Source organism: Enterococcus canis NBRC 100695, assembly GCF_001544375.1.
GTDB lineage: Bacteria > Bacillota > Bacilli > Lactobacillales > Enterococcaceae > Enterococcus_H > Enterococcus_H canis.
Genome location: NZ_BCQJ01000011.1, coordinates 17,107 through 31,748 on the forward strand (window position 1 = coordinate 17,107; position 14,642 = coordinate 31,748).

At 38.7% G+C, this 14,642-nt stretch carries 12 protein-coding genes; 1 reads left to right on the forward strand and 11 read right to left on the reverse strand.

Going from position 1 to position 14,642, the window contains the following annotated elements; translation table 11 throughout:
• Positions 1 to 50 precede the first annotated feature (50 nt).
• The 9 genes from ahpF to ECA01S_RS12185 all read right to left on the reverse strand — a co-directional run bounded on the left by ahpF (position 51) and on the right by ECA01S_RS12185 (position 9,031).
• Positions 51 to 1,583, reverse strand: a complete 1,533-nt coding sequence (ahpF, locus tag ECA01S_RS12145) for an alkyl hydroperoxide reductase subunit F (RefSeq protein ID WP_067395932.1) — start codon at positions 1,581 to 1,583, stop codon at positions 51 to 53.
• A gap of 12 nt (positions 1,584 to 1,595) precedes the next feature.
• Positions 1,596 to 2,159, reverse strand: coding sequence for an alkyl hydroperoxide reductase subunit C (ahpC, locus tag ECA01S_RS12150; RefSeq protein ID WP_067395934.1), 564 nt, complete (start codon positions 2,157 to 2,159; stop codon positions 1,596 to 1,598).
• Between the two features lie 353 nt (positions 2,160 to 2,512).
• Positions 2,513 to 3,436, reverse strand: a complete 924-nt coding sequence (gene rbsK, locus ECA01S_RS12155; protein ID WP_067395937.1) for a ribokinase — start codon at positions 3,434 to 3,436, stop codon at positions 2,513 to 2,515.
• Between the two features lie 51 nt (positions 3,437 to 3,487).
• Positions 3,488 to 4,435, reverse strand: coding sequence for a nucleoside hydrolase (locus ECA01S_RS12160; RefSeq protein ID WP_067395939.1), 948 nt, complete (start codon positions 4,433 to 4,435; stop codon positions 3,488 to 3,490).
• A 19-nt stretch (positions 4,436 to 4,454) separates the two neighbouring features.
• A complete protein-coding gene (locus ECA01S_RS12165) occupies positions 4,455 to 5,897 on the reverse strand; it encodes an MFS transporter (protein ID WP_067395942.1) in 1,443 nt (480 codons plus the stop codon).
• A 51-nt stretch (positions 5,898 to 5,948) separates the two neighbouring features.
• Complete coding sequence (locus ECA01S_RS12170) at positions 5,949 to 6,761, reverse strand: energy-coupling factor ABC transporter ATP-binding protein (protein WP_067395944.1); 813 nt, start codon at positions 6,759 to 6,761, stop codon at positions 5,949 to 5,951.
• Positions 6,745 to 7,611 (reverse strand): energy-coupling factor ABC transporter ATP-binding protein, encoded by an 867-nt coding sequence (locus ECA01S_RS12175; protein WP_067395946.1) that lies wholly within the window; start codon positions 7,609 to 7,611, stop codon positions 6,745 to 6,747. Before ECA01S_RS12175 ends, ECA01S_RS12170 begins: the two co-directional genes overlap by 17 nt.
• A gap of 17 nt (positions 7,612 to 7,628) precedes the next feature.
• Positions 7,629 to 8,393: an energy-coupling factor transporter transmembrane component T gene (locus tag ECA01S_RS12180; protein WP_067395949.1), complete on the reverse strand. Its 765-nt coding sequence runs from the start codon at positions 8,391 to 8,393 to the stop codon at positions 7,629 to 7,631.
• Between the two features lie 5 nt (positions 8,394 to 8,398).
• Positions 8,399 to 9,031 (reverse strand): ECF transporter S component, encoded by a 633-nt coding sequence (locus ECA01S_RS12185; RefSeq protein ID WP_067395951.1) that lies wholly within the window; start codon positions 9,029 to 9,031, stop codon positions 8,399 to 8,401.
• Between the two features lie 208 nt (positions 9,032 to 9,239).
• Between ECA01S_RS12185 and ECA01S_RS12190 the strand changes: the two genes are divergently transcribed.
• Positions 9,240 to 11,141, forward strand: a complete 1,902-nt coding sequence (locus ECA01S_RS12190; RefSeq protein WP_067395954.1) for a PfkB family carbohydrate kinase — start codon at positions 9,240 to 9,242, stop codon at positions 11,139 to 11,141.
• A gap of 83 nt (positions 11,142 to 11,224) precedes the next feature.
• Here ECA01S_RS12190 and ECA01S_RS12195 read toward each other — a convergent pair whose 3' ends face one another.
• Both ECA01S_RS12195 and adhE read right to left on the reverse strand, forming a co-directional pair.
• Positions 11,225 to 11,704, reverse strand: a complete 480-nt coding sequence (locus tag ECA01S_RS12195; RefSeq protein ID WP_067395957.1) for a hypothetical protein — start codon at positions 11,702 to 11,704, stop codon at positions 11,225 to 11,227.
• 143 nt (positions 11,705 to 11,847) lie between these two features.
• Entirely contained in the window at positions 11,848 to 14,448 is a 2,601-nt protein-coding gene (gene adhE / locus ECA01S_RS12200; protein ID WP_067395960.1) for a bifunctional acetaldehyde-CoA/alcohol dehydrogenase, read from the reverse strand.
• Between the last annotated feature and the right edge of the window lie 194 nt (positions 14,449 to 14,642).

Here is a 14,642-nt window from a genome sequence, read left to right on the forward strand (position 1 = left end):
AATGAATGCCATCAGCCTTGCTGCGGTCACTTCATTACGTGAGGTTTTTATTAATGTCGAATTAAATAGTCAAATGCCCCTAAGGCAGCTGTTGCACCCGAGCCCATGGAAATAATGATCTGCTTGTATAAACTGTCGGTACAGTCACCAGCAGCATATACTCCGTCCATGCTAGTCGCACCACTCTTGTCTACTACAATCTCGCCACGCGGCGTTAATTCTAATGAGCCTTGAGCCCACTCTGTATTTGGCATCAAGCCAATCAGAATAAAGATTCCAGCTAAATCAAGATGATGTTCGGCCCCAGTATTTCGGTCTTGATAAGTTACGCCGTTTACCTTCGTGTCTCCAGTGATTTCAGTTGTTTGAACATTAGTCAGCACCGTCACATTTGGCAAGCTGTGCAACCGTTCCTGTAAGACTTTATCAGCCTTCAATTCCGGTAAGAATTCTAGCACCGTCACGTGTTCTACCACTCCAGCTAAGTCAATAGCTGCTTCAATACCAGAGTTACCACCACCGACTACGGCCACTTTTTTGCCAGCAAATAGCGGACCATCACAATGAGGACAATAAGCGACACCTTTTGTTTTAAATTCTTGCTCGCCCGGTACACCAATACTACGCCAGCGAGCACCCGTGGCAACGACCGCTGTCTTACTTTTTAAAACGGCACCATTGGCTAAAGTCACTTCGACAAGTTCCTTTTTAGCAATTCCTGTTACCTGTTGCAGTTTCATCACATCTACGTCATATTCATTGACATGTTCTTCCACCGCAGCCATCAGCTTAGGTCCTTCTGTGTATTTCGTGCCAATCAGGTTTTCAATTCCTAAGGTTTCTAAGACTTGCCCGCCAAATTTATCGGCAACCAGTCCCGTCCGAATTCCTTTACGCGCAGCATAGATTGCTGCACTAGCACCAGCCGGACCGCCCCCTACCACTAAAACTTCGTAAGGTTCCTTCGCATCATAGACTTCTTTATCATCTACCTCTTCTGAAATTTGCTGGAGCATCTCTTCTAAAGAAGTTCGGCCACTAGCAAAGAATTCGCCATTAGCAAACAAAGCTGGTACAGCCATGATTTCTTTATTCTCAACTTCTTCTTGGAAGAAAGCCCCATCAATCATAGTGTGGGAAATTTTAGGATTTAACACACTCATAATGTTCAATGCTTGCACCACATCGGGGCAATTATGACAAGTTAAGCTGACGTATGTTTCAAAATGAATTGTCCCGGGAATCGCAGCGATTTGTTTTTTTACCGCATCGTCAATCTTAGGCGCCCGCCCACCTACTTGTAATAGCGCCAACACTAAGGAATTAAATTCATGACCTAAAGGAATACCGGCAAAAATGACCCGCGGTGCTTCGCCCACAGGGGCTAACCCAAAGCTAGGAGTCTTAGCCAAGTCACCTTTGATTACTTGTAATTTAGGCGATAAATCAGCTAGTTCTTTGACAAAAGCTGCCATTTTTTCAGCATTTTCGCTTTGGTCTAAAGATAGGGTCAGCTCTAAGTCATTTTCAAGCAAGGCTAGATATTGATTCAACTGCTCTTTGATTTCTGTATCTAAAACCAATGATTTCCCTCCTTAAATCTTACCAACTAAGTCCAAGCTTGGTTTCAAAGTTTCCGCGCCTTCTTTCCATTTCGCCGGACAAACTTCACCGGGATGAGAACGAACGTATTGCGCTGCTTTGATTTTGTCAATCAGTGTGCTAGCATCACGGCCAATCCCATCAGCATTGATTTCCAAACTTTGGACGATACCATCTGGATCAATGATAAAGGTACCACGTTGTGATAACCCTTCTGCATCTAAAACATCAAAACTAGTAGAAATTTGATGAGAAGGATCCCCAATCATGATATATTGGATTTTATTAATAGCTTCAGAATGATCATGCCAGGCTTTGTGTACGAAATGGGTATCCGTAGAAACCGAATAAACTTCTACGCCTAATTTTTGCAGCGCTGGGTATTGTTCTTGCAGGTCTTCTAACTCTGTCGGACAGACAAAAGAGAAATCCGCTGGATAAAAACAAACGACACTCCAATGACCCTTCAAGTCTTCAGAAGAAATATCAAAAAAATCTTTCCCCTGTTGAAAAGCTTTTGCTTCAAACGCTTCGATTTCTTTTCCAATTAATGACATTAAAATTCCTCCTAGTTAATAAATATTATTATTTAACTCACATATTTATTATTGCAGAAGCTCGGCAAAAGTCAATGGAATTTTAATCCAACACTGTTTTTGTTCAATTAACAATCCTTTTTTATAGATTTTTGATTTTCTCAATTAATTTCTCTAATTGAAAAAATATTGATTTTCTATTTTAATATCTTGAACCATTTGAACAATCCTATAATTACAGACCATTAGAATTTTTTTGAATAGAGTTTTGCCTATGCTAAAAAACGGCTGGAGCTCATGAACAAGCTCCAGCCGTTATAACACGTAATTTGACTATTATTAAGTTACATTTGATTACTTTAAATTTTACAGCTTTAATTAGTCGCCTCTGCTAACAATTCATGACTATAAGGAATAGCAGGCTGAGCCCCATACCGCTGTACTGTCAATGAAGAAGCTTTACTACCATAAACAATTGCTTCTTCAATGTTTAGTAAATTCCGTTGTAACTTTGTTACCATCGCACCAATAAACGTATCTCCCGCAGCTGTTGTATCTACCGCCGTAACTTTGAATGCAGGAATTGCACCAGACTTACCATTTTTAATCGAATAGAAGGCACCTTTACTACCCAAAGTTACAATAACTGTTTGAACTCCTAGCTCATGGACTTTTGCGATTGCAGTTAGAAGATCCGTTTGACTATTAATTGTGATTCCTGTGATAGTTTCTAATTCTGTCTCATTTGGAATCATAATATCCGTTAAAGCAATCAATTCTTTAGGAATATCTTCACGCGCTGGCGCTGGGTTCAAAACAGTTATTACATCACTTTCTTTTGCAATCTCAAAAGCAGTAAGCACACTACTCAGATTTGTTTCAAATTGCGCCACTAAAAAATCACTCGACTCAATCAAGTCTCGATGTGTAACAACTTGAGTTTCTTCTATCAGTTGATTAGCACCACCATAGATAATGATGGAATTTTCTCCGCTATCTTCTACTAATACATAAGCACTTCCTGATCGTGCATTTTCAATTTTAGCGACTCCTTCTAGACAAATACCGTCTTGTTGCAACAGATCCAACATCATCTCACCATTGCTATCTTTTCCAACAGCGCCTATAAAATTGACCTTCGCATCATTTCTTGCAGCAGCAATTGCTTGATTTGCTCCCTTACCGCCTCCGCTAGTAAATAGTTCCTTAGAATGAACCGTTTCTCCCGGTTTAGGTAATTGTTGCGTCCGAACAGTCGTATCAAGATTGATACTGCCGATAATTGTAATTTTATTCATTCTTCTTTCACTCCATCAATCTTTAAGTCGCTTTTTCTAAGATAGCTAATGCTATGAAAAATATTGCATGGTATCCATTGTTAATTTTTTAAATTTAGCTAAATCTAGATCAAACGCAACGGAAACATTTTTCGTTTTTTTATACACATCGTCATAATCTACAACTGTACTACCTAACGACAAGGTACTACTTGTTTCAACTTGAACATTCATCGGATAAACAGTAAACATAGTCGGATCAATAACATATGCGACTGCACAAGGATCATGCATATGGATTCCTTCTACATGGTCTTCATCAGCCCAGAATGGTCGCGTTGTCGTCAAGTTGAAGAAATCAAGTAAATCGGCAAGTGTATTTGCAACTTTGTTGTCAATTTGGCGAATTTCATGGATATCCTCTTCAAAAATTTGTGCTTTTAGCGTAACATCTAGACCAAACATTGCAACAGGCACACCTGACTTGACTACAATATCTGCTGCTTCTGGATCGACATAAATATTAAATTCCGCATGCGGTGTAATATTACCGCCAAAACATGCACCACCCATGAACGAAATCAACTCTATTTTTTCTTTCAGTTCTGGATGTGATAATAAGAATATTGCAATATTCGTAAGTGGACCCGTTGCAATTAGGGTCACTTTGTCATCAGATTCTCGGAGAATCTTAGCAATCAAATCATTGGCTGTAATGTCTAAATCAGCAATGTTAGTTTCAGGTAATTCTGCTCCATCTATTCCAGATTCCCCATGGACATCATCAGCGATAATCAAATCTCTCCGTAATGGTTTTTTAGCACCACTTGCAACAGGAATATCTTCTCTGTTCGCCAAAGTTAACAGACGCTTAGCATTTAAATAGGTTTTTTCTGGAAGTTGATTTCCTGCGGAGGTCGTTACTGCTAATAAATCAATTTCTTCTGAAGCAATTGCCATCAATAAGGCTAGCGCATCATCATGCCCTGGATCACAATCTAAAATAACTTTCTTTACCATTTTATTTCCCCCAAAATTTCTATTTTTGAACTTCTTTTGCACTAGAGTAAATCATCTTCTTAGTCACAATAAAAATCACTAAAGCGGCTAAAATAATGCCACCCCCGATTAAGAACACATTTGCATATGTTGAAGCAAGGCCTGTATCCGATCCCACTACACTACCACCAGACATTACGCCTGAAGACATCATCCCACCGAAAACTGCTACTCCGACTGAACCGGTAATTGCTTGAACTAAGTCATTGACTCCAAGTACCCGTCCAGATTCTTCCGGCGTTACTGTTAAGGTTGCTGTATCGACAATCGGCGAATAGAAGAATGACGTCCCAAAATAGTACAAACATGGTGCGACCGCTAACGCCATTACTTTTCCATAAGGAATGGCAAAAGCAACTGCCAGCAGACCTAAGCCCATAAATAAAAGAGCCATAATGATTGCCGCAGATCGGCCAATTTTTTTCACTACTGGACCGCAGACAAAACCTAGAACTGCAGCTAATAGAATAGACCAAACCAACAGTAAAGATACTTCTGCAGAATCAATGCCAAACACATTTAACCCAATTGCGTTGACCCCAGCATTTAATGTATAGCTGAAGAAATAACCAATAAAAATTACTGTCATAGTCGCAATCAATGCAGGATTTTTTAAAAACTGAGGGGTAATAAACGGATTTTTAGCTTTATGGATATAAACACCAAACGCTACAAGTGTAACAATTGAAGAAATACCCCAGAATAAATTCATATCTGTGAAAAACATTGTCATTGCGCCTGCAAAGGCACCAATCAAAGCAAATCCAGCCCAGTCTATATTCGCCCCTTCTGCGTGCTCATCTGGCAAATTTTTTGCCAAAGAGGGAATAAAAAATGCAGATAGCAATGGTACTGCAAATAACCAACGCCAATCAACCTTCGTAATGTAGCCGGCTGCAACTACGCCTAATGCTGCAGAGAAACGAAAAATTGCAACAAAAATACCATAATAGATAACACGGTTTTCTTTTGCGATATATTTGGAAACTAAAACTAGAAAAACTGAACCAGCAACTTGCCCTCCAGCTGACTGAAGAACACGCGCGATAACGACTGCCCAGATACTAACCGGACCGAATGCAAACCCAATTGCTGAGCCTGCAATAAAAATCGAAACACCCAACATCGTCATTTTTTTCAACGATACAAAATCACCCAATGCCCCGTAAATGACACACACAATACCCAGTACAATCCCTGGAATCGAAGTAATCAAAGGCGCTAGGTTTGCAGCACCTAATTGTTGACCAATATTAACAAAAATCATACCAAATGCTTGTTGCTCTAAAATTCCAAATGTAAAAATTAATAAAATCAGTGGGATGGCTTTTTTAGCCATCTTATTCATTCGCTCGAATTCTTGTGTCCCTTCTTGCGGAATAGGGACTCCCGTCACTTTTACCAGATCTTTTGTGTTTTCCATCTTTCATCCTCACTCTCAAATTATCTATAAAAGGCAACCTTGCCTATTTACCTAATTAAACTTTTGCTGTTGTCGAAAGGTTTGTTGAAACTCTTCTTTTTCAAAAACCAAGTGATCAAATCCTAGTGCTTGTCCTACTCTCGTAATTGGCGGTGCTGTCACAAAACTTTTTTCCAACGCTAGCTTATTACTAAAAATCTCCGCAGGAGTTCCAAAGGCTAAAATTTCACCTCTAGCCATGAGCATAATTCGTGTAAAATTTTTAACCACAAATTTCATATCATGGGTAATAGTAATGCAGAGCACACCTTGATTCTGTAAGTAAGTAATAATTTCACGTAATCGCTGATTACCTTTTCCATCTTGTCCACAGGTAGGCTCATCAAAAATAATAACTTCTGGGTTCATCATCATAACCGAACCTATCGCACAAAATTTTTTATCTGCTCCGTTTAAATCAAATGGATGTGTTTCCAGATAGTCTCCTAAACCAATCATGGGTAGTATTTTGCTTAATCGCCTTTCTATTTCTTCTTTGGACTGGCCTTGTTGCTTGGGACCAAACTCTAACTCTTTACGTACTGACTCTAGAAAAAGTTGGTTATCTGGATTCTGAAAAACATATCCGACTTTTCGTGACCAGTAGGCGGTTGTATGATCATTGATAGTTTCCCCATCAATTTGGACCTCGCCTGATGTTGGTCGCAACAGACCATTTAAATGTTTAACCAAGGTTGATTTTCCTGCACCGTTCTGCCCAATAATTGCGATTGCTTCATTCCCGGAGAAGGTGGCATCAACACCCCGTAATGCGGTTTCGCCCGAGGGATATTGATGTCGCAGTTCTTTAAGAGTTATTTCCATTGATTAATACCTCCTGTAACAGCTTGATTGCCTCACATTCTGTTAAAGCGAAATCATTTTCACTTGTTGTTTTTCCATCAATCATTTTTTTCGTGATTTCGTAATAATCTGGTGGTGTTAGCCCATAGTCAACTAGTTGAGGAGAATCAAAGACAGTGTCTGGTGTACCTGCCAACACTAGCTTTCCATTGTGTAACACAAGTATACGATCTGCTAACTCAGCAACCCTCTCCATATCATGATCTACCATAACAACAGTCGTTCCCTGTTGACTCAACTTTTGCACAATATTCATCATTTTTTGACTGCTCATAGGATCTAATTGCGTGGTACATTCATCCAAAACTAAAATCTTGGGTTCAAGGATAAGAGCTGAGGCTAAAGCAACACGTTGAGTTTGGCCTCCAGAAAGTTCTAATGGATTTTTATCTAACAGCTCTTTTAAATCCATTTCTTCTGCTATAGTTGCCACTTTTTCTCTCATATCTTCTTGAGATACACCACGATTACTCAATCCATATGCTAGTTCTTCCTCGACTGTATCCGCTGTATAGGAAAGTTGGTTAAAAGGATTTTGAAAAACTAGACCAATATGTTTAGAAAGATCTCCAATTGTCACTTGCTCAGTATTTTGACCATCTACGATTACCAATCCTTGCATATGGCCAACAAAATAATGGGGAATCAACCCCATTAGGACATTGCAAAAAGTCGACTTTCCTGCCCCATTAGACCCAATTACTGCCACAAATTCTCCTTTTAAAACTGAGACGTTAATGTCATCAAGAACAACATCTGGTTCTCTGTTATAACGGAAAGAGAGATTTTTAATTTCTATTAAAGGTTCCAATGATTTTCTCTCCTCTTCTAATTCAAAATACGGATGATACAACCTATAAACAGAAAAATGAACGATATCGATATTAAACAATAATCATAGAACGTTGTTTGAATACTAAGATAACTAGTTGGTTTACTATTGTTTATGCCAAATCCCCTCGTCTCCAATGTCATGCCGCGTTCTTGCGCGTCAGTAAGTGATGACAAAACGATAGGTCCCAATAATGGCAAAAAGGCTTTCATTCTAGTCAAGATAGAACCGGTTGTCTCAACACCCCTTGATTCTTGAGCCTCACGAATTGTTTTTATTTTTTGCTGCATTTGAGGTACAACATTCAAACTAGCTAATACAAGATAGCCTATTTTGGGACTTACGCCGATCAGTATTAAAGCTGCGACAGTTTCAGAATTCTTGGTCATTTGTAAAAATAGGTAAAATGATACCAGGCAGACAAGTACAGTTCCTGATACTTTCAAGGCATAGAGGGTTCCTTCCAAGCCAAGCTGCGCAAATCCTAAATCAGCGATAAATGTCTTATTTTTCGGACTATACAGTCCTTGAATGAATAGCAGCATGAGCGTCGCCGGTACACCAAATCCCACTACTAATTTCATGACCGGTTGAAAAAGTGTTAAAAGGAGTGATAAGACAACTAAAACGAACAACAATGCATAGCATATTAAGACAGATGGATAAAGAACGCAGCTAGCAACAAGTGACAAAACTATTAATAGTTTTGTCAGTGGATTCAGTTTTCTGACGAATCTTTTCATCTTTGAAGAAGTAGCCATATCACTCACTCGTCTCCTACATCTTTTTTTAATACGGGATCATTGTCTAGTGGTGCGTATTGATTTGCAAAATGTAATGGTATTTTTTTAATCAACCAATAAGCAATTAAAATCACTAACCCTTTATCCACCAAATTTTCCAACATTGAAGTAGAAAAAACAGAAAGCACAATCTCTTTTGTGGTAGCAATAAACGCAGCCGTTACTAAAGAACTGCTATTAATCCCTGTGGCTCCCCCATAAACGAAGATGGTAATCAATGATGCACTGATTGTATTTGTCAAAGTAATAGCTAACCATATAGCAATAAGACCAAAGCCTTTTCGAAATAGACCGATTTTGACTAAATAACCTGTAACCAGTCCACATAATACGCTTACAATTGAATATGGTAAAAAAACAGGATTAGTGACAATTGCTAAAAATAGATTTGTAACAAGTCCACAAAGAGCTGCAACCCACGCACCCGATAACCAGGCAATTAAAACGGTTCCAATCATATCCAAAAAAAGAGGCAACTTTAAGGTTGAACATAGTGTGCCGCCGATCAAGTTGATACCTACTGCAATCGGAATTAGGACTAATGCTCTAGTTGGAAAATGACGTTGAATAAAATATTGCATTTTTGTTTTTTCCATTCTTATTTCCCTCGCGATATAAAGTATGGTAAACTTTTTAAGAAAATGTTTTCCGAAAGTGTTTTCCTAGACCAAAGATTATCATCGCTCAATATAAATGTCAACAGATTTTTCAACAAAATAAAAAGTCCTACAAATTCTCTCATCAGCCTTGACCGTATCCAAAAATCAAGCGTATGATGAAGAAAAGACAAATAAGGAGCCAAAAATGAATATAAAAGATATCGCAAAATTGTCTGGCGTATCCGTATCCACTGTTTCTAAGATTGTAAATAAAAAAGATCAAAGTATCAGCCAAGAAACTCGAGAACGGGTACTAAAAATCGTCAGAGAATATAATTATATTCCCTATTCTTCCACAAAAAAATCGCCTAACTCCGGTATCATAGGCGTGTTAATAAACTCAGCAATTTCCGCTGATTCTTGTCTAAATGGTATTATGAAACAAGTACAGCACGCAGGTTTTAGCACTATGATCCTTAATAGCTATGGTAATCCTGAGCAAGAATTGAAAAATATCAGCAATCTCGTGAGTAAAAATATAGATGGACTTATCTGGGAACCACTCAACAAAGAAAGCCTAAAAAATCGACATTACTTTGATGAACAAGGTATCCCTTTTGTTTTAACGGGAGCTGTTTCCAATAGCGAATCATATGACCTTCCCTATAAACATTCGGGTTACTTCCTAGCTGTTCAATTAATTGAAAAAAAGCATCAAAATATTGCTTGCCTGATAGATGATACCTTTGCGTCTGAAGCATTTATTTCTGGATATAAACAAGCACTTTTTGATCATAATCTACCTTATCAAGAAGAATTGATCTTCACTAAAATTGATAGACAATTAGCAGATTTTATTGTCAGCAGACGCGCAACGGGCATTATTTCATTACGCCTGTCTTTAGCCATCGAATTAGAATTACTAACAGAACGAAGTGGACTCTATGCACCGAAAGACTATTCTCTAATTTCATTATCAAATGCTCATGATAGAGCTATTTTAGCGAATTCTTCTAAGTTATCCACTGTGACTTTAGATACCGAGAGGTTTGGGGCATACTTAGGTGAAATATTGATTGCACGAATTGATGATACAGATGCAAGCGAATATCACTCATCTCTGAAACTAGACAATCCCGAAACAGTCAGCTTTCCATATGAAAAAGAAAATTCGAAAATTTTAGTTGTTGGCAGTATCAACATGGATACCTATCTTTATTCTGCTCAACTTCCCCATAGTGGCGCCACAAATTTCTTAACCACTACTACAAAACTTCCTGGTGGAAAAGGTTTCAACCAATCAGTCGGCATCGCCCGATTACACCAACCGGTTCGCTTATTAGGCTGTGTAGGATCAGATACATATTCAAATTCTATCTTCCAAGAACTAGAAAGAAATGATGTAGATACTATTGGTATTCAACGTTCTTCACTTGTAGATACTGGTCAAGCCTATGTATTTGTCGAATCTGGAGGCGATTCTATGATCTCTGTTTTACCAGGCGCGAATCATCAGTTAGCTCCTGCCATGATTGAAAAAAATCTAGAACTATTTTCAGATGCAAAATACTGTTTGATTCAGACTGAATTGCCGTTAGCAACTGTTGAAGCTACTTGTAAAATCGCAAAAAATAAAGGATTGATTATTTTTCTAAAGCCGGCTGCTTCAAAGAAAATACCTGATAGTATCTTGTCTCTAATTGACTACCTCTTACCAAACGAAGATGAATTGACAACACTATGTGAAGACTTTGAGGATTTAGAATCCAAGGCAGAATATCTTTTGGATAAAGGTGTAAAAAACGTAATTGTTACTTTAGGAAACCGTGGTTGCTTTCTAAAAAACGCAACTACGTCAACCTACTTCCCTGCTTCGGATTTCTCTGCAGTAGATACAACTGGTGCTAGTGACGCTTTCATCAGTGCCTTATCTGTTTATCTGCTACGAGGATACCAATTGCCAAAAGCTATCCAAATCGCAACACATGCAGCGGGGTTTTCTGTCTCTCGAGATGGCGTTTTAAATTCACTTGTAGATAAAACAACTCTGGAAAGTTATCTTTCAAAAAAAGAGCCCGAATTACTTACCGCCTTTCAATCTGAATAATCACCTTTTTATACTTATGCCGTACACTTTACCAGTCCACAGAAAAACAAACCACTTTCGAAAAAATTCGAAAGTGGTTTGTTTTATTTCCCAAATAATTTCCCAAAGAATCCTTTAGGTTTCTCTACTTCTTTTACTGGTGCCTCTAGCGGATTTTGTTTGACTTGCTGTTGAAATTGCCGATTGTCTTGTAACATCAGACTGTTTAGTTCAACCAGGCCGTTCAAACTGCTGATAATACGCCGCAGTCCGCCAGTGTTTTGTTTAAGAAAGGTGGTCTCAGTTGCTTCAGTTGTATGTAGTTGTTCCTTTAAGAGTGGAATCAGTTGGTCTAAGCGCTGGCGCTGTTCACCTAAGACATTACTTAGCTCATTAGCAGTTAGCGGGCGAGGTTGTGCCGGTTCATCCATTAACTGGGTGACTACCGAAAAGCCTTCCGCATAATCGGTTAGATCGAATAAAAATTGCTGAATGGTTTCTTCGCTGCTTTGGTTACCTCTGGCGAATAAAAGTAAGCTCTCTGAAGAGTTTTTCAAATCTTGAATCAGTGCAAAAGTATCCATTGGTGGTCACTACCTTCCTTGATTTAGCCTCAGTTTACCTTTTTATGGAATGGTTTTCAAGGAACAAGAAAAAGACAGCCGCTAGTTGTTAGCGGCTGTCTGAAACATAAGTGATGGCGGCACCTATGTTCTTATAAGAGGAATTAACCCTTGTAAGCGTCAATGATGATTTGTTTCAATTCACTGATCAATGGTTCTTTTGGATTAGCTGTTGTACATTGGTCTTCATAAGCTAATTCAGCCATGTAATCAACTGTTGAATCTAACACTTCTTGAGTAACACCTTGCGCTTTCAAGTTCATGTCGATACCAACAGATTTCCCTAATTCGTAAACAGCAGTTGCTAAAGCATCTACTAATTCTTGAGTAGTTTCACCTTTTAGGCCTAAGAATTTTGCAATGTCAGCATAGTCTGTGTCAGCCCGGAAGTAATCATATTTAGGGAACATTGCGTGTTTTTGTGGGTCTTTGGCATTGTAACGGATAATGTGCGGTAATAAAATCGCATTTGTACGTCCGTGAGGAATACCATATTCGCCCCCAATTTTATGGGCGATTGAGTGACAAATTCCTAAGAAAGCATTCGCGAAGGCCATACCTGCCATGGTTGAGGCATTATGCATTTTTTCACGAGATTCCATATCCGGTGTTTTCACTGATTTTTCTAAGTAGTCAAAGACTAATTTGATTGCTTGTAAGCTCAAACCACGTGTGTAGTCAGATGCCATAACAGATACATAAGATTCGATAGCGTGAGTTAAGACGTCCATCCCGGTATCAGCAGTTACCCCAGCTGGTACTGACATCACGAATTGAGGATCCACGATAGCAACATCTGGTGTCAATGCGTAGTCAGCTAATGGATATTTCACGTGAGTATCGCTGTCTGTAATAACGGCGAATGGTGTTACTTCTGAACCAGTACCTGAAGTGGTTGGGATACATACAAATTGTGTTTTTTCAGGTTTGCCAATCTTGTAAGTCCGTTTGCGGATATCCAAGAATTTTTGTTTCGCGCCGAAGAATGAAGTGTCTGGGTGTTCAAAGAACATCCACATACCTTTGGCCGCATCCATTGCTGAACCACCACCAAGAGCGATTACTGTATCCGGTTGGAAAGCATTAAAGACTTCAAGACCTTTGTAAACCGTGTTAGTTGAAGGGTTAGGTTCAACATCTGAGAATATTTCGATTTTCACATCGTTTGTACGACGAGCTAATACTTCCCGAACAGTGTCAGCGTAACCGAATTGCACCATACCTGGGTCGCAGACGATCATAACGCGTTCAACATTTTCCATTTTTTCCAAGTACAATAAAGAGTTCTTTTCAAAGTAAATTTTTGAAGGTAGTTTGAACCATTGCATGTTATTTCTCCGTTTCGCGATAGTTTTAACGTTGATTAAGTTGATCGCAGATACGTTCTTAGATACAGAGTTACGACCGTAAGAGCCACAACCTAAAGTCAATGAAGGAATCATTTCGTTATAGATATTCCCGATACCACCTTCAGCAGATGGTGAGTTTACCAACACACGACAAGCTTTCATTTTCAAGCCGTATTGTAATTGTAAGTCTTCATTTTCAGTGTGGATAACGGCTGTATGGCCCAATCCGCCTAATTCCAACATGCCTTGCGCTAATTCAAAACCGTGTTCAGTACTTTCAGCTTTCATCATAGCTAAAACTGGTGATAATTTTTCGCGAGATAGTGGATAATCTGCGCCAACACCATCTAATTCAGCAATCAGCATTTTTGTTCCTTCTGGAACTTTGATGCCAGCTAATTTCGCGATTTCAGTTGCGGGATGACCTACGATGGCTGCGTTAACGGCATATTTACCTTCGTTCATGACGGCATCTTCTAATTTTTTCAATTCTGATTTTTTCACAACGTAACATTGATGTGCTTCAAATTCAGCTTTAACGGCAGCGTAGATTTCTTTATCTACGATTACACCTTGTTCAGAGGCACAAATCATGCCGTTATCAAATGTTTTAGAAATAATCACGTCATTAACGGCGCGTTTGATTTTCGCTGTTTTTTCGATGTAAGCTGGTACGTTACCGGCCCCAACACCTAAAGCTGGTTTACCAGTTGAGTAAGCTGACTTAACCATGCCAGGTCCACCTGTTGCTAAAACAATCGCAACACCAGGATGGTTCATTAATTTTTGCGTTGCTTCAATAGAAGAATGTTCTTTTTCAATCCATTGAATACAGTTTTCAGGTGCACCAGCTGCAATTGCTGCGTCACGCACGATGCGAGCAGCTTCTTTTGAACATTCCTGCGCAGATGGGTGGAATGAGAAGATAACGGCATTCGCTGTTTTCAATGAGATCATTGCTTTAAAGATTGTTGTAGAAGTTGGATTAGTTGTTGGAACAACTGCTGCAACAACACCGACAGGTCCCGCAACTTCAATCAAGCCTTTTTGCTTGTCTTCACCGATGATACCGACAGTTTTATCGTGTTTAATTGAATTCCAGATATATTCTGATGCGTACATATTTTTGATGGCTTTGTCTTCGACGATACCACGGCCAGTTTCTTCAACTGCCATTTTTGCTAAAGGCATATGTTTGTCTAAGGCAGCCATCGCCATTTCATGAACGATTTTATCTACTTGTTCTTGTGTAAAGTTCTCCATTTGTTTAGCAGCTTCGTTAGCTTTTGCTGCCAACTCATCAATCACTGCATCTGTATCGATTACTTTCACTTCTTTTTCCAATGTTTTAACCATTGTGATCCTCCTAAAATAGTCATCAAATTTATTTTGTTAACTTTTTCACATACACATCATACAATATTTTTTTATGCTTGTAAATAGTTTTTGTGATATTTTTCACAGTTTATTTTATTACAATATATTATACCAAAAATTCTTTTTTAACAGTATTCCGAAGGATTATATATAACAATTAGTAATAAAAACCT